Below are 16573 nucleotides of genomic sequence, written 5' to 3'. Positions count from 1 at the left end.
TAACCTGCAAAGGTATGACATTTATTCTCTTTTTAACAAATCCACTATCTTTCTATCATTCGAAAGTCTTGGAATTTTGTTTTGACCCCCTAATTTCCCAATCGATTTCATGTATTCTTGAAAACCGTTTTTAACTACTTTGGTAACCACCACTTTTTGCAACACCTTGCCCACAATCAAATCATCATAATACATGTTTTGTTTTCGCATGGCATTGTCCAGCGCTTCCGCAAAATTCTCTAAATTTTCTGGTTCTCCGGATCCTTCGGAATCAAATTCTATAAACCATTCGTGATACGGTAATCCCTCGGCTGGCGTGATTTGTGGGGCTACTGTAAATTCATTAATTCTGATTGATGTTCCAGTAATAGCTTCTTGCAAAGCACTTTCTACTTCCTTACCAATAACATGTTCTCCAAAAGCCGATATGTAATGTTTGATTCTGCCAGATACAATGACGCGATACGGTTTTAAACTCGTAAACTGAACGGTATCACCAATATTATACCCCCAAAGTCCTGCATTGGTTGAAATAATTAAAACATAATTTAGACTCAATTCAACTTCGCCAATGGTGTATCGTCTTGGTCCCGAACCATCGGGATCGGTATAAAATTCGTCACTTTTGATAAACTCATAAAAAATTCCGGAGTTCAATAGTAGCAGCATTCCTTTTTCCTTTTGAGAATCTTGATACGCAAAAAATCCTTCCGAAGCTGGAAATAATTCAATGCTGTCTACTTTTCGACCTATTAAATTCTCAAACTTCGCCCGATACGGTTCATAATTCACACCGCCGTAAATGAACAAATTAAAGTTTTTAAAAATTTCGCCCACAGGCTTCCCTCCTTTTTGATGCAACTTCTCAAAATACATTTGCACCCAAGAAGGTATACCTGAAATCACAGCCATATTCTCGTGAAACGTTTCCTCTACAATGGCATTTACTTTGGTTTCCCAATCTTCAATACAATTGGTTTCCCAAGATGGCATTCTATTTTTTTGAAGGTATTTTGGAACAAAATGTGCTACAATTCCGGATAAGCGCCCTAATTTTATTCCGTTTTTTTCTTCTAAGATCGGGCTTCCTTGCAAGAAAATCATTTTACCATCTACAAAATCTGCATTTCCGGTTTCATGAATGTAATGCAAGATCGCGTTGCGAGCAGCCTCAATATGATACGGCATTGATTCCTTAGTCAACGGAATATACTTTGCTCCGGATGTTGTTCCTGATGTCTTAGCAAAATACAAAGGTTTCCCTTTCCATAGAATATCTGCTTCGCCTTGTACCACTCGGTCAACATAAGGTTTTAACGCCTCATAATCTCGAATAGGTACTTGCTTTGCAAAGTCTTTTTCGGTTTTTATACTTTCAAAATGATGGTCTTTTCCAAACTGAGTAGTGCTTGCTTGAGCAATTAACTGTTGCAATACTTTTTGCTGTGTAGCAACTGGTTCTGCTGCCCATTTTTGCGTTTTCTGGTATATTTTATGTGCAAATAATTTTGCAGCAAATGATTTTATTGACATTATGTAAGTGCTTCTTTTTAAAGATTTTTAGTTTGACTTTTTAGTTTTAGAACCTGATGATTTTGCTTTTTGGTCCTCAAGTGCAACTTGTTCTCGTAACTCCAACTCCGCATCAGTAGCGGACAAGTCTATTTCTTTATCTGAAGTAGTTGCCGATTCTAAAATGGAATCCTTGTTGAATTTTGCGTATTCTAATTTTCCAGTCAATACCTTTTTTATTCCGTTCAAATAATCCTCATTTTGTTTAATAGCCTTAGACAAAGAATCTGATTTTAAAGCAAGTTCTATGGCTTCTCTTTTTAATTTTGACGACGAATAGCCTGGTATAAACTCTCTTAAAGGAGTAAATGCAATTATAAAAGTAGTAACAATTATAATAAGTATTGCCCCTACACTCGCTACTACAAATACATTCATTAAAGTAAGTTTCAAGGAAAAAGTTTCTTCAAAAGTATCCTCGTTTAAGATAATTAAACGCCTCTTATTGAATAAATTTTCCTTTATAAATTTACGTTTTAGTCTTTTCTTGGACATAGAATTTGTTTATCAAACAAATATAACAATAATTGTTATTGCTTGTATTTACTAGTTTTTACAAGCCGTTAAAATAAAAATACCACATTTAGTAAATTTTTAACGGTGATTGAATCAAAAAAAACTGAACAAAAAAAATTTAGGATGCATATTTCTATTTACCTTTGTAACTTATATTTAAATATTAGAGATATGAACTTTTTAAACATAACTTTAGGTTTCATGCCGGGTGGTTCAGAATGGATTTTAATCATTGCTGTTGTTTTACTCCTTTTTGGTGGTAAAAAGATACCGGAATTAATGAAAGGTCTTGGTGGTGGGATCAAGGAATTTAAGAATGCTGCAAAAGAAGACAGCCAGACTTTAAGTAAAAAAGAAGAAACAAAAGAGTAATCTTTTTTTAAAAAACAATATTTTAGAAAGCCCTAGTTCTTAATTCATTTTAAGAACTAGGGCTTTTTTATTTTACAAAACCATCGTCAACTGAATTCGCTTTCTATCCTCATCTACTTCGGTTACTTTTACAGTAACATGCTGGTGTAACTTGACCACTTCGTTGACATCGCTTACAAAACCGGCTTTGAGTTGAGAAATGTGTACCAAACCACTTTCTTTAATACCCAAGTCTACAAAACAACCAAAATTAGTAATGTTATTAACAATTCCGTTCAAAATCATTCCAGTCCTAACATCTTTAATGGTTTTTACATTCGGATCAAATTCGAAAACTTTTGCAGCTTTTCTAGGGTCTAAACCGGGTTTTTCTAATTCTTTAATAATGTCTTTTAAAGTCAATAAACCTATTTCAGCCGTAATGTAATTTTCTGGTTTAATTAAGGCTGTTTTCTCTTTGTTAGCAATCAAATCAGTGACTTTCAGCTTCAAATCTTTGGCCATTTTTTCCACAATTGAATAAGCTTCGGGGTGAACGGCTGAGTTATCCAATGGATTTTTCCCGTCTTTAATTCGAATAAAAGCAGCCCCTTGCTGAAAAGCTTTTTCGCCCAAACGAGGTACTTTTTTGAGTTGTTTTCGATCCTCAAAAGGACCATTTTCTGAACGGTAATTCACAATATTTTCGGCTAGCTTCTCGCCTATTCCACTCACATAACTCAACAAATGTTTACTCGCAGTGTTGATGTTTACTCCAACTGAATTCACGCAACGAACCACAGTAGTATCCAGTTCTTCTTTCAATTTACTTTGATCCACATCGTGCTGGTATTGGCCTACGCCAATGGCTTTTGGATCAATTTTTACCAACTCGGCCAAAGGATCACTCAATCGGCGACCGATAGAAACTGAGCCTCTCACGGTTACATCATAATTTGGGAATTCTTCACGAGCAATTTTGGAAGCGGAATACACCGAAGCACCCGCCTCTGAAACAATGAAAACCTGAACCGTTCTATCAAAAGCAATTTTTTTAATAAAGAATTCGGTTTCGCGCGATGCTGTTCCGTTACCTATTGAAATAGCATCAATATTATAGGCGTTTACCATCGATTTTATCTTTTTCATGGCCATAGCGGTTTCGTTTTGTGGCGCGTGCGGATAAATGGTTTCATTGTAAATTAAATCGCCTTTTTCGTCTAAGCATACTACTTTACAACCTGAACGAAATCCTGGGTCGATGGCTAAAATTCTTTTTTCACCCAACGGTGGCGCAAGCAATAACTGCCCTAAATTGGTAGCAAAAACCTGAATCGAATTGGCATCAGCCTTGGCTTTCGCTTCTTGCAAAGCTTCGTTTGAAATAGCAGGATTTAGCAATCGTTTGTAGCTGTCTTCAATGGCTAATTGTACGTGTGGCGTGGCTGGACTGTCTCCTTTTAAAACCAATTCGTCAATAATATCATAGGCTTCATCAAGATCTACTTCTACTTTAAACTTGATAAAACCCTCATTTTCGGCACGAAGCATTGCTAATAATCTATGCGAAGGTGCTTTTGTTAACGGTTCAGACCAATCAAAATATTGGTTGAATTTTTGAGCGCCTTCTTCGTCTTTTTTGGTTTTTACTACTTTGGTCGTGATGGTTGCTTTGCGCTCATACAAACGACGCAACTGTTTACGAACAAAAATATTTTCGTTGATCCATTCGGCAATAATATCCCTTGCACCCTGCAAAGCAGCATCTTCATTATGGACACTATCGTTCAAATATTTCGTTGCTAGGAAATCAATATCCTCTTTGTTTTGAGCCATGATGATTTTCGCTAATGGTTCTAAACCATTTTCTCGAGCCACATCAGCTTTGGTTTTTTTCTTCTTTTTGAAAGGCAAATACAAATCTTCTAATTCTTGTAAATCAAAACTTTGTTGTATTTTTTTGTCTAATTCTGGCGTTAATCCGTTTTGCTCTTCAATTGATTTTACGATCCCTTCTTTGCGTTTTACAATCGCTTCGTATTCTTTTTGAAGCTTGGCAATGTGTTCAATTTGTACTTCATCTAGATTTCCAGTAGTATCTTTTCGATAACGGGAAATAAACGGAATCGTACAATCTTCTTGTAAAAGTTGAACTGTTTTTTGAATGTTTATGGCTACTGTAGCAACCTGTTTTTTTATGAAATCTATATTTGTCATTGTCTCTATTTTCTAAATGCTAAAATAATATCTTTGACTTTAATTTAAATCAAATGACTGTTTTATTCTGTTTCTTTTTTATGATTAACCTAATCGCTTTTGTGAGCATAGGTTATGATAAATTTTTAGCTACAAATCACAAAAAAAGAATACCTGAACGTACTCTTTTGAGTTTTGTATTTCTAGGCGGAACATTTGGTTCCGGAATTGCAATGCTACTTTTTAGACATAAAACAGCCAAAAAAAGCTATTTATGGAAGTTTTGGTTACTTGCTACTTTACAAATTGCACTGCTCTATCTATGTTTTAACTTTGGAATTTTAAGTGATAAAACATTAATTTAGTCAATAGAAAATAAAAAAAGCCCAGTGAAAAACCGAGCTTGATGTAATTATAAAGCTGCGAAGCAGCCAAAATTTTATGGACAGGCTATTTTATTGACACGATTTTGGTGTCTGCCACCTTCAAAATCAGTAGTAATAAAAGCTTCAACCATTTCTAATACTTGTGGAATTGAAGTGAAACGAGCAGGAATACTAATAATATTAGCATCATTATGTTGGCGCGCTAAAACTGCAATTTCTTTAGTCCAACACAAAGCTGCACGAACTTGAGCATGTTTATTAACAGTCATTGCAATTCCGTTTCCGCTTCCGCAAATTACAATTCCTAAATCAGCTTTACCTTCTGTAACATCAGTAGCTACTGGATGTCCAAAATCAGGATAATCAACACTATCAACTGAATCAGTTCCATAATTGGTTATTTGATGTCCTTTTGCGATAAGCATTTCAACAATTGCCTTTTTGTAATCTGGTCCGGCGTGATCGTTTCCTATTGAAATTTTCATTTTGTATGTTTTAAGTTGTGTGTTGCAAATTTAGAGAAACTATTCTACTATTAAGGAGTAAATACAGCTAAGTTTATTGAGGAAAATTGATTCTTATTAACATTATTACGTGTTAAAAAACATTTTTATTTAAAGTATTAATTATAAGGTAGTTAGTAGTTATTAACAATATCAAATTAATTGTAAATAACTGTAAATCAATATGACAATTAAAATTATAAATTATAAATTTTACGTTGTTAATACCAAAATGCAAATGCTTGATATTCAGATAACTTTAAGTTAACATAAAATGTTGATAACTTGAGATAGAAAATAAGAACTATTTTTTGGTAAAATGAAAAAAATAACTAATCCAAAACTGACTTATTAATTCCTAATTTAGTTTGCTGAATTTTTAGAAAAGTTATCAATACTCAAAAGTACTTTATTAACTAATTTTAAAAAATTACTTATTTACAAATACATTTCATTTGTAATTATCAACCGTTGTTAATTAAAAATAGAAACTATTTTAAAATCAATAGATTAATCTAATATAAGTATGTTGATAAGTCTAAATAACATCTTAAAACTGATTTTCAATATCATTTTTAAAAAATTTATTGCCATTATTAACACACTATAATAACAACCAAGAAGGATTTAAAATTTAATTTTTCTTTTTGTTTATTTAAATATATGTTCACAACTTTGAAAAAAGAAAATTCAAAAATTTTTAAAATTGATCTCAAACGATTTTCAAATTGTTGTTCAAGTGATCCAAAAGAGCTTGCACTTTTTCAAAATCGTTTTGATGAATTTTGAGTTTGATTCCGCCGTATGCAAAACTGCCAAACGGATCGACTGCTATGAGATTTTCGTTTTCGAAAAAAAAAGCAATTGCTTCTTGCTCTAATAAATGTTTGATGACCACAATTTCGTGTGCGTAATTGAATATAGCAATCGTTTTAAATGCTTCCATTGGTATAGTTTTTATAAAGATACAACTATTACGTAAAGTTATATTTTATTTAAATCTAGCGCTATTTTAGTGATAACACTTTAGTATTTCGTAATTTTAGACTTTTAAGAACAAGATTTATGAGTAAAAGATTAAGAAAGCCGATAAAGAAAGGGAAAGATTTCACGGATAAAATATTAAAAATACTATCGCAAAGTGCTAATAAAGCATTCAATTATAAACAAATAGGAGCAAAGTTGGAGCTTGATGATACAGAGAGTAGAAATCAAATAATAAAAGATTTAAAGATTTTAGCCTCACAAAATAAGATTATTGAGTCGGAACCAGGTAAATTTTTGGTAAAAGCTGCTAGTCAAGATTATTACGAAGGTAAAATAGACATGACGGGTCGTAAAACAGCCTTTTTTGTTTGTCCAGATCTTGAGGATGATGTTTTTATTCCTACCGCAAACTTGAATCATGCTTTAGATAAAGATATTGTTAAAGTTTACGTGTACAACCGTAGAAAAGGAAAACGTCCTGAAGGTGAAGTTATTGAAGTCATAGAACGACACAAAACAGATTTTGTAGGCGTAATTGATATCCAAGCTAATTTTGCTTTTGTCTCTACTGCGAATCCAAAAATGTATACTGATATTTTTATTCCAAAGGATAAAATAGGAGAGGCGGAGCAAGGTGATGTAGTTTTGGTACATATTGAAGATTGGCCAAAACGTGCTGATAGTCCGTTTGGGACCGTTGTTAAAGTTTTAGGTAAACCAGGTGAACATGATACGGAGATTCATGCTATTTTGGCTGAATACGGTTTACCATCAGAGTTTCCTATTGAAGTTGAAACTTATGCACAAAAAATAGATACTTCGATTACGGAAGAAGAAATTGCCAATCGTCGTGATATGCGTGATACATTGACTTTTACCATAGATCCAAAAGATGCTAAAGATTTTGATGATGCTTTGTCTTTCAAAGAATTAGAAAATGGAAATTTCGAAATTGGAATTCACATTGCCGATGTATCTTATTATTTAGAAGAAGGAACCATCCTTGATGATGAAGCTTATCAACGTGCCACATCGGTTTATTTAGTGGATAGAGTAGTACCTATGTTACCTGAGGTGTTGTCAAACTTTGCGTGTTCCTTACGTCCGCATGAAGAGAAATATACGTTTTCGGCCATATTTGAAATTACTGATAAAGCGCAAGTGGTAAACCAGTGGTTTGGTCGAACGGTAATTTTCTCGGATCAACGTTTTGCTTACGAAGAAGCGCAACACATCATAGAAACGAAACAAGATGTTATTCCTGTAGAAATTTCGATCACTGGAGCATCATATCAAGTTCCTGCAGAAATTGTTGCAGCAACGCTTAAAATGGATGAAATAGCTAAGATTTTTAGAAAAAAGAGAATGGCTGATGGTGCCATCTCTTTTGACAAAGTCGAAGTAAAATTCAATTTAGACGATGCGGGTGAACCACAAGGAGTTTACTTTAAAGTTTCAAAAGATGCCAATCATTTGATTGAAGAGTTTATGCTTTTGGCAAATAAAAAAGTAGCAGAATACATTGGTAAACAAAAGAAAACCTTTATTTATAGAATCCATGATGAGCCTAATGAAGATAAATTAATAGCCATGCAAACCGTAATTGCTAAGTTTGGTTACAAAATTGATTTCAGAAACAAAGGGGATATTTCGAAATCTTTGAATCAATTAATGGCTGATGTTAATGGTAAAAAAGAGCAAAATTTAATTGATACACTGGCTATTAGAAGTATGAGTAAAGCCAAATATTCTACAGATAACATTGGTCATTACGGACTTGCTTTTGATTATTATTCTCATTTTACATCGCCAATACGTCGTTATCCAGATGTTATGGTGCACCGTTTGTTACAGTTTTACCTTGATGGAGGAAAATCAGTAGATGAAGAAACGTATGAAACCAAATGTTTACATTCCTCAACTATGGAAGGTTTGGCAACCAATGCGGAACGTGATTCTATCAAATACATGCAAGTAAAATACATGCAAGATCATCAGGATCAAGAGTTTTTGGGTGTGATTTCGGGTGTGACAGAATGGGGAATTTATGTTGAAATTATCGAAAATAAGTGCGAAGGAATGGTTCGTATTCGAGACATACGTGATGATTATTACACTTTCGATGAAAAACAATATGCATTAACAGGAGCAACTTCTGGTAAGATATTGCAATTAGGAGATGAAATTTTCGTTAAAGTTAAAAATGCCGATTTAGTTAAAAAACAATTGGATTTTAATTTTTTAAGAAGAGTTAGCGAACCTATAAAGTAAAAAAAATGAAATTAAAGATTCAGGAATACCAAAAAAGTAATTTTAGAAATTGGACTAAAAAAATAGTGCTACTTGCATTTGTAATTTTAAGTCAAATTACGAATGCTCAAGTATCTAGAAATCTAGGTGATTTTGATGAAGTTAAAGTTTTTGATAAGATTAAAGTTGTATTAATTCCAGCTTCGGAAAACAAGATTGTTATTACAGGTGATCGATCTGAAGAATTAGAGACGGTAAATAAAAACGGAATTTTAAAAATAAGGATGCCGTTCCCAAAATTACTTTCTGGTAATGACATCACTGTAAAATTGTATTTTAATAAAATTGAAGAAATTTCAGTAAGTGAAGGTGCTTATGTTTCTAGTGAATATGATTTTAAACAGACCAGTTTAGCCGTAAATGCAACATCTGGTGGCGAAGTTATTTTAGATTTAAACGTACAAAAAGTCAATGTAAAAGTCAATGCTGGTGGAATTGTTACCTTAACTGGAAAAGCAACAAATCAGGACATTATAATTACATCTGGAGGTACTTTAAGCTCCAAAGAATTAATTACTACACAAACCGCCATAAGTGTCTCTGCAGGTGGTGAAGCAGATGTTTATGCTACCACGCTCGTAGATGCAAAAGTTCGTGCCGGAGGTTCTATTTTTATTTATGGTAAACCCAAACAAATTAACAAAGAAGTTTTCATAGGTGGTAAAATTCAAGAAAAATAGATAATCCTTGGTATATTTACAGGCAACAAATTTTAATTTTGAATGATAAACGATATTTTAGCTGGTATTCCTTGGGGAATATTTCTTAGTTTTATGATAGGCCCTGTTTTTTTTATACTACTTGAAACCAGTATTATAAAAGGATTCAGAGCCGCTTTAGTTTTTGATTTAGGTGTTGTATTAGGAGATATTTTTTTTATTGCTATTGCGTATTTAGGAAGTTACAGATTAATACAAAGTATCAAAGACCAACCGGCATTATTCATTTTTGGTGGTGTTATTATGTTAGCGTACGGCATTATTTCTTTTGTTCAATTAAAAAAAGAACAAAAAATAAATACCGATATTATTGACAAAGAAATTGTCAAAAAAAATTACATAAGTCTTTTTGTTAAAGGCTTTTTACTCAACTTTATCAACATAGGCGTTCTAGGTTTTTGGGTTGCCATTATTATATCTGTGGGACCAAAACTGGAGATGCAAACTTCTAGAATGATAACGTTTTTTATTTCTGTAATACTAAGTTATTTAATCATTGATTGTTTTAAAATATTGTTAGCCAAACAATTAAAAACTAAACTTACACCAGTAAATATTCTTAAAATTAAAAAAGGAATAAGTGTAGTAATGATGGTTTTTGGGATAGTATTAATCACGCAAGGTTGGTTTCCCGAAGAAAAAGAATTGGTTAAAAAAGCATTTGAAAAAATAGAGAATAAGTAATTTTAAGTTCTTTTTAATTAACAAAGCCTTGATTCTAATACATTAGTGTCAGGGCTTTTTTATTTGAACATATAAGTCATTTAAGGTTTATATATCAATAGGCTATTTATTATTCTTTTTGGTTCACTCTTAATTTTCTTAATACCTTAATGGTTTAAAAAAAAATAATTTTTCAAACTATAAACCATAAAAAAAACTCAAGTTTGATTGAAGTTAAGTGGTTTATATCCATAAACTTAGGTACGTTTTCGGACCTTCCTTTGACCTTATGTTTTTAAAATAAATCACAAAAAAAACCTCAAGTGTCCTTAAAGGTTTTAGAGGCATCTCTCGAAGTTTCGGGACGGATTCGAACCATTATTTTACTTTATTTTTTCTAAAAGTAAATCACAAAAAAACCCTCAAGTTTCCTTGAAGGTTTTAGAGGCATCGTCCGGATTCGAACCGGAGTAGGAGCTTTTGCAGAGCCCAGCCTAGCCGCTCGGCCACGACGCCAATATTTAATTGGTTTGCAAATGTACTATAAAATTTCTTAAATGCAAGTTTCAATTTCTAAATAAAACATATAATTCTATTACAAAGTAATTTTCTTTATTTAGAATGACAGAAATTAATTTCTATATTCTTCCATTTCAATAGTAACTGCTTCAACGTCACCACCAATAGGAGGATTTAGTTTTGAAACCTGAACCACAATTCTTGATATGGCTGCGATTTCATTAAAAATACGATTTACAATTCTATGCGCCACATGCTCCAGTAAATCTGATCGTATGTCCATTTCTTCCATTACAATGCGGTTTAACAGCACATAATCTACTGTATCTTTTAAATCGTCAGATATACTTGATTTACGTAAATCTGTTTTTACTTCTAGATTAACGAGATAGTCTGATCCTATTTTTCCCTCCTCGATCAAGCAACCGTGATAAGAGAACGTTCTGATATTTTTAAGTTTTATTATTCCCATTTTTGATTGTTAGTTTTATGTATAAAGATACTGCTGAAATCCCAGCTATTAATTGGTTTCAATGTAAACATTAAACTCAAACCTTAAAGTTTTTTTTATCTTTGCTAAAATAAAACAAAAAGATGTCAACTGAAGAAAAATCACTCCATTTTATAGAACAAATCATTGAAGACAGTTTAACAAACGGTTTTCCTCAAGATAAATTACGTTTCCGTTTTCCACCAGAACCTAATGGTTATTTGCACATTGGTCATGCCAAATCTATTTGCTTGAATTTTGGATTAGGTCTAAAGTATAATGCTCCAGTTAATCTACGTTTTGATGATACTAATCCAGCCAAAGAAGAGCAGGAGTATGTTGATGCTATCAAAGAAGACTTAGATTGGTTGGGCTTTAACTGGGCTGAAGAACGTTACGCATCTGATTACTTTCAGCAATTGTATGATTGGGCAGTAATTATGATTAAAAATGGAAAGGCGTATGTAGACAGTCAGTCTTCTGAAGAAATGGCTGCTCAAAAAGGAACACCTACGCAACCTGGTGTTGATGGACCTTATAGAAATCGTTCAGTTGAGGAGAATTTAACTTTATTTGAAGGTATGAAAAATGGAGATTTTCCGGAAGGAAGTCATGTTTTGCGTGCCAAAATTGATATGGCTTCTACTAATATGTTGATGCGTGATCCATTGATGTATAGAGTCTTACATCGTCATCATCATAGAACAGGTAATGATTGGAAAATCTATCCTATGTATGATTATGCTCATGGAGAAAGCGATTTTATAGAACAAATTTCACATTCAATTTGTACTCTAGAATTTGTAATGCACCGTGAGTTGTACAATTGGTTTTTAGATCAAATTTATGACGATACGAAAGTGCGTCCAAATCAATATGAATTTGCTCGTTTGAACTTGAATTATACTGTAATGAGTAAGCGTAAATTACTCCAATTGGTTCAAGAAAATTTTGTAAACGGTTGGGATGATCCTAGAATGCCAACTATTTCTGGTTTACGCAGACGAGGTTATACTGCTAATTCTATTCGTAAATTTTGCGAAATTATCGGAGTTGCTAAACGCGAAAATATCATCGATTATTCGTTGTTAGAATTTTGCTTACGCGAAGATTTAAATAAAACTGCGCCACGTGTAATGGCTGTTTTAGACCCAATAAAGTTGGTTATTACCAACTATCCGGAAGGTAAAGAAGAGTGGCTGGATGCTGAGAATAATCAAGAAGATGAAAGTGCTGGTTTCAGAAAAGTACCTTTTTCAAAGACTTTGTTTATTGAAAGAGAAGACTTTTTAGAAGATGCTCCTGCTAAATTTTTTAGATTAAGTATTGGTCGTGAAGTACGTTTAAAAAATGCCTATATAATTAAAGGTGAATCCGTTGTAAGAGATGATTCAGGAGAAATTATTGAAATACATGCTACCTATGATGCAGATAGTAAGAGTGGAAGTGGAAGTGAAGCTAGCCAACGTAAAGTTGCGGGTACCTTGCATTGGGTTTCAGTTGCTCATGCTTTAGAAACTGAAGTTCGTTTGTATGACAGATTGTTTTTAGACCAAGCACCTGACAGTCATAAGGATAAAAACTTCTTAGATTTTATGAATCCGAATTCACTTCAGGTTGTAAAAGGATATGTAGAGCCCAGTTTAGCTACTGTGAAAGCGGGTGATAAATTTCAATTTCAGCGTTTAGGATATTTTAATGTTGATAAAGACTCTTCTGTTGAGACCATTATTTTCAACAAAACGGTTGGATTAAAAGATGCTTGGGAAGAAAAGGGCAAAAAAGAAGAAAATCTTTTGATGAACACTCAAAAAGATCTGAATAAGTACGTTAAGGAAAAAGATGAAACTGCCGCAGCTGCTCTTTTAATTCCTATTATTGAAAACATTAAGAGTGTTGATAACTATAGTTTGTTAGTTCAAACGGTTACCAAAAATATCAAAAATGATAACAATGCTTTGTTATTTGCTAATTTGATTGTTCAATATTCTGATAAAGTTGAAATTAATTCGTTTGATGCAGATATGGTTCAAAAATTTTATACTATGTCATTAAAAAGTCAATTGTCGTCGGTGCGAGTGGCTGCAATTCTGAATTTGAAAAATGATACTGATAATTTAGTTTTATTTGAAGCAATTTTATCAGAATTGAAAAATGTAGAAAAAAACGAAAAAGTGCTTGCTTTATTAAATTAGAAAATCACTTTTTTTATTATAGATATTATCAATACTAGAACTCCTTTAATCGGGAGTTTTCTTATTATTATTAATTTCTATTCTAATTTAAACAATTATTATTTTTATTTATTAAAATTGACGTTTATATTTTAATTTTAAGACGTTAATTTTATTTAGTCATCAATTTGTATGTTTTTAAAAATTTCGTTCAATCAAGAGGTTATAATTAGTTTTTGACGTAAAAACAGTTACTTTTTGTACATATTTGTTCCAATAGGCTGTACGAATTTCGAAAATGTACTTTTTTTGTTTTTCCACGTGAAAATTATTTTTTAAAAAGCTAAAATAATTTTGGTTACCATTTTATTAAAAAAATGAAAGAGTAGGTGAGGAGTTCATTTTTTATTTTAGTTTCAAAAATAATGATGGCACAAAAAAAAGAGGCACTTGGCCTCTTTAATTTTTTATTCTGCTTTATCCTGAATTTCGGAATGATCAGTTGAACTGTGGTTTTCTATTTTATGATCTTTCGATCTGTGATCTTTTTCATTTCTTTTTTTCATTAGTTCACCAACTTGGTTGGAAGCTGAAAATGATGCAATCATATTATTCAACATATCGCTTCCTGCTTGTGGTGAATTTGGTAATAAAATTAAATTCGAATTTGTATCGGCACCTATGGCTTGCAATGTATCATAATGTTGCGTTACTACTATTAAAGCCGATGCTTCTTGTGAATTTATACCAACTCTATTCAATACATCCACACTTTCCACAAGACCTTTTGCAATTTCTCTTCGTTGGTTAGCAATACCTTGTCCTTGTAATCGCTTACTTTCTGCTTCAGCTTCGGCTTTTGCAACAATTCTAATACGTGATGCTTCAGCTTCAAATTCTGCCACGGTTTTTTCTCTATCAGCTGCATTAATACGGTTCATTGCATTTTTAACTTGTATATCTGGATCAATATCAGTGACTAAAGTGTTTATGATTGTGTAACCATAAGTTGTCATAGCCTCATTTAATTCTCTTTTTACGGCAATAGCAATATCATCTTTTCTTTCAAAAACATCGTCTAGTTTTAATTTTGGTACTTCGGCACGTACTACATCAAATACATAAGACGTAATTTGATCGTGTGGATATTCTAATTTGTAAAAGGCATCATAAACGGTTTCTTTGATAACCATAAATTGTACCGAAACTTTTAGTTTTACAAATACGTTATCTTTAGTTTTCGTTTCAATGATAACATCTAATTGTTGGATTTTTAAATTTACTCTTCCGGCAATTCTGTCTATAATAGGAATTTTGAGTTGTAATCCGGACTGTCTAATGCTTAAGAATTTTCCAAAGCGTTCTATTACTACAGCCGTTTGTTGTTTTACCGTAAAAAATGAGGATAACAAAATGAATAGTCCAAAGACCAAAATTACAATTAATGCAATGTTCATAATAATTTGATTTAGTTTAATTATAAATTTACAAATTATACTTTACAAATTATCGTATTTATCTTTCTTTATTTTGCATAAAAAAACGCCTTAAATTTGAGGCGTTTTATATGTTTTTACAAATTTTCTATTGCTTTCTGAATTCTTGAAATAGTTTCTTCTTTTCCAATTACTTCCACAATATCAAAAAGGTGTGGGCCTTTTAAGGCGCCAACTAAACTTAAACGAAATGGTTGCATAACTTTGCCCATCCCAATTTCGTTTTTCGTCATCCAGTCTTTTACTATGGTTTCAATATTCGCAGATGTGAAATCGGTAATTTCCTCCACTACAGATATTAATTCTTGCATTAGTGCAGGAGTTTCAGCTTTCCAGTTTTTGCTTGCTTTTTCATCATAACTGGTTGGAGTTACAAAGAAGAAATCACTCATTTCCCGAAATTCTGTTACAAAATGGGCACGTTCTTTAATCAAGGAAACTATTTTAGTAAGCTTTGTTTCTTCGACATCAAAACCTTTTTCAAGCAAAATAGGGGAGAAGGCTCTTGCTAAAGTAGCATCCTCTTGTTTGATTAAATACTGGTGATTGAACCATTTATTTTTTTCAGGATCAAATTTTGCTCCAGATTTGTGAACCCTATTTAAGTCAAATGCTGTAACTAGTTCTTCTAATGTGAATAATTCTTTATCTGTTCCGTCGTTCCAACCTAGTAAAGCTAAAAAGTTTAAGACCGCTTCTGGGAAAAATCCTTTCTCTCTATAACCTGATGAAACTCCTTCTTCTGTTTTCCAATCTAATGGAAATACAGGGAATCCCATTTTATCTCCATCACGTTTTGATAATTTTCCGTTACCAATAGGTTTCATGATTAGCGGTAAATGTGCAAATTCCGGTGCTTCCCAACCAAATGCTCTGTACAATAAAACGTGTAAAGGCATTGAAGGCAACCATTCTTCACCACGAATAACATGCGAAGTTTCCATTAAGTGATCATCTACTATATTAGCCAAATGATACGTTGGCATGCCGTCACTTTTAAACAATACTTTATCGTCTAAAAGATTCGTTTCAAATTTTACATCACCACGAATAATATCATGTAAATGCAAAGTTTCATTCACTGGTGTTTTAAAACGTATTACATAATGTTCTCCAGCAGCAATTCTTTTTGCAGCTTCTTCAGTAGAAATTACTAGAGAAGTATCTAATTTTTCTCTGTTAGTATGATTGTACATAAACGTTTTTCCTTGTTCTTCTTCTAATTTTCTAGCCGCATCTAAGGCTTCTGCGGTATCAAATGCATAATACGCATCGCCTGAATTGATTAATTCAGCTGCATATTTTTGGTATATATCTTTTCTTTCGCTTTGACGGTAAGGTCCAAATTTTTCGTTTTTACCAATCGTTTCATTAGGAGCAATTCCTAACCATTCTAATGCTTCCATGATATATTCTTCGGCACCAGGAACAAATCTATTTTGGTCTGTATCTTCAATTCGTAAAAAGAAAACACCATTGTTTTTCTTCGCAAACAAATAATTGAATAATGCGGTACGAACTCCGCCAATATGTAAAGGTCCAGTTGGACTTGGTGCAAAACGCACACGAACTTGTTTAGACATCGATTTTTTTTATTGCAAAGATACAATTCTATACATTTATTACGCTTTTCTTATTTTGGTATATTTATTTAACTTAAATTGATATTCTGCATCAATTAAAATTATTAG

General features: G+C 32.5%; 14 protein-coding genes and 1 tRNA gene. 6 read left to right on the top strand and 9 right to left on the bottom strand.

Annotated features, from left to right (window positions below; genetic code table 11):
• Positions 1-21 precede the first annotated feature (21 nt).
• Both FJV36_RS15260 and FJV36_RS15255 read right to left on the bottom strand, forming a co-directional pair.
• Entirely contained in the window at positions 22-1533 is a 1512-nt protein-coding gene (locus tag FJV36_RS15260; protein ID WP_158728052.1) for a GH3 auxin-responsive promoter family protein, read from the bottom strand.
• Between the two features lie 27 nt (positions 1534-1560).
• Positions 1561-2067, bottom strand: coding sequence for a peptidase (locus FJV36_RS15255; protein WP_158728051.1), 507 nt, complete (start codon positions 2065-2067; stop codon positions 1561-1563).
• A gap of 192 nt (positions 2068-2259) precedes the next feature.
• Here FJV36_RS15255 and FJV36_RS15250 point away from each other — a divergent pair, with 192 nt between their 5' ends.
• On the top strand, positions 2260-2460 hold the full coding sequence (locus tag FJV36_RS15250; RefSeq protein WP_086455335.1) for a twin-arginine translocase TatA/TatE family subunit: 201 nt from the start codon (positions 2260-2262) through the stop codon (positions 2458-2460).
• A gap of 72 nt (positions 2461-2532) precedes the next feature.
• On the opposite strand, the gene FJV36_RS15245 is transcribed toward FJV36_RS15250, so the two are convergent.
• Positions 2533-4656 (bottom strand): Tex family protein, encoded by a 2124-nt coding sequence (locus tag FJV36_RS15245; RefSeq protein ID WP_158728050.1) that lies wholly within the window; start codon positions 4654-4656, stop codon positions 2533-2535.
• Between the two features lie 80 nt (positions 4657-4736).
• Here FJV36_RS15245 and FJV36_RS15240 point away from each other — a divergent pair, with 80 nt between their 5' ends.
• Complete coding sequence (locus FJV36_RS15240) at positions 4737-5000, top strand: DUF1294 domain-containing protein (RefSeq protein ID WP_233264947.1); 264 nt, start codon at positions 4737-4739, stop codon at positions 4998-5000.
• Between the two features lie 74 nt (positions 5001-5074).
• Here FJV36_RS15240 and rpiB read toward each other — a convergent pair whose 3' ends face one another.
• A complete protein-coding gene (rpiB, locus tag FJV36_RS15235) occupies positions 5075-5506 on the bottom strand; it encodes a ribose 5-phosphate isomerase B (protein ID WP_086455338.1) in 432 nt (143 codons plus the stop codon).
• Positions 5507-6236: 730 nt separating this feature from the next.
• Entirely contained in the window at positions 6237-6470 is a 234-nt protein-coding gene (locus tag FJV36_RS15230) for a hypothetical protein (RefSeq protein ID WP_086455302.1), read from the bottom strand.
• A gap of 119 nt (positions 6471-6589) precedes the next feature.
• Here FJV36_RS15230 and rnr point away from each other — a divergent pair, with 119 nt between their 5' ends.
• From rnr to FJV36_RS15215, 3 genes are read left to right on the top strand one after another with little or no spacing between them, the layout of a single operon-like run.
• Positions 6590-8782: a ribonuclease R gene (gene rnr / locus FJV36_RS15225; RefSeq protein WP_086455301.1), complete on the top strand. Its 2193-nt coding sequence runs from the start codon at positions 6590-6592 to the stop codon at positions 8780-8782.
• Between the two features lie 5 nt (positions 8783-8787).
• Positions 8788-9501 carry a head GIN domain-containing protein gene (locus FJV36_RS15220; protein ID WP_158728048.1) on the top strand — a complete coding sequence of 238 codons (714 nt, stop codon included), beginning with the start codon at positions 8788-8790 and terminating at the stop codon, positions 9499-9501.
• 42 nt (positions 9502-9543) lie between these two features.
• Entirely contained in the window at positions 9544-10224 is a 681-nt protein-coding gene (locus FJV36_RS15215; RefSeq protein ID WP_158728047.1) for a LysE family translocator, read from the top strand.
• Between the two features lie 424 nt (positions 10225-10648).
• Here the strand turns inward: FJV36_RS15215 and FJV36_RS15210 are convergent.
• Positions 10649-10719, bottom strand: a tRNA-Cys gene (locus FJV36_RS15210).
• 115 nt (positions 10720-10834) lie between these two features.
• Positions 10835-11194 carry a dihydroneopterin aldolase gene (gene folB / locus FJV36_RS15205; protein WP_158728046.1) on the bottom strand — a complete coding sequence of 120 codons (360 nt, stop codon included), beginning with the start codon at positions 11192-11194 and terminating at the stop codon, positions 10835-10837.
• Positions 11195-11316: 122 nt separating this feature from the next.
• Here folB and FJV36_RS15200 point away from each other — a divergent pair, with 122 nt between their 5' ends.
• The gene (locus FJV36_RS15200) at positions 11317-13407 is read left to right on the top strand and encodes a glutamine--tRNA ligase/YqeY domain fusion protein (protein WP_158728045.1); all 2091 of its coding nucleotides are present in this window, start codon (positions 11317-11319) and stop codon (positions 13405-13407) included.
• Positions 13408-13853: 446 nt separating this feature from the next.
• Here the strand turns inward: FJV36_RS15200 and FJV36_RS15195 are convergent, their stop codons facing one another.
• Together FJV36_RS15195 and gltX are read right to left on the bottom strand one after the other, a co-directional pair.
• Positions 13854-14843, bottom strand: a complete 990-nt coding sequence (locus FJV36_RS15195; RefSeq protein WP_158728044.1) for an SPFH domain-containing protein — start codon at positions 14841-14843, stop codon at positions 13854-13856.
• 116 nt (positions 14844-14959) lie between these two features.
• Positions 14960-16465 (bottom strand): glutamate--tRNA ligase, encoded by a 1506-nt coding sequence (gene gltX / locus FJV36_RS15190; RefSeq protein WP_158728043.1) that lies wholly within the window; start codon positions 16463-16465, stop codon positions 14960-14962.
• Positions 16466-16573 lie beyond the last annotated feature (108 nt).

The sequence above is a fragment of the Flavobacterium sp. I-STPP5a genome, from assembly GCF_009764685.1.
In the GTDB taxonomy this organism is placed as follows: domain Bacteria; phylum Bacteroidota; class Bacteroidia; order Flavobacteriales; family Flavobacteriaceae; genus Flavobacterium.
The sequence above is the reverse complement of the archived record's forward strand: the minus strand, read 5'-3'. Positions and strand labels throughout refer to the sequence as shown.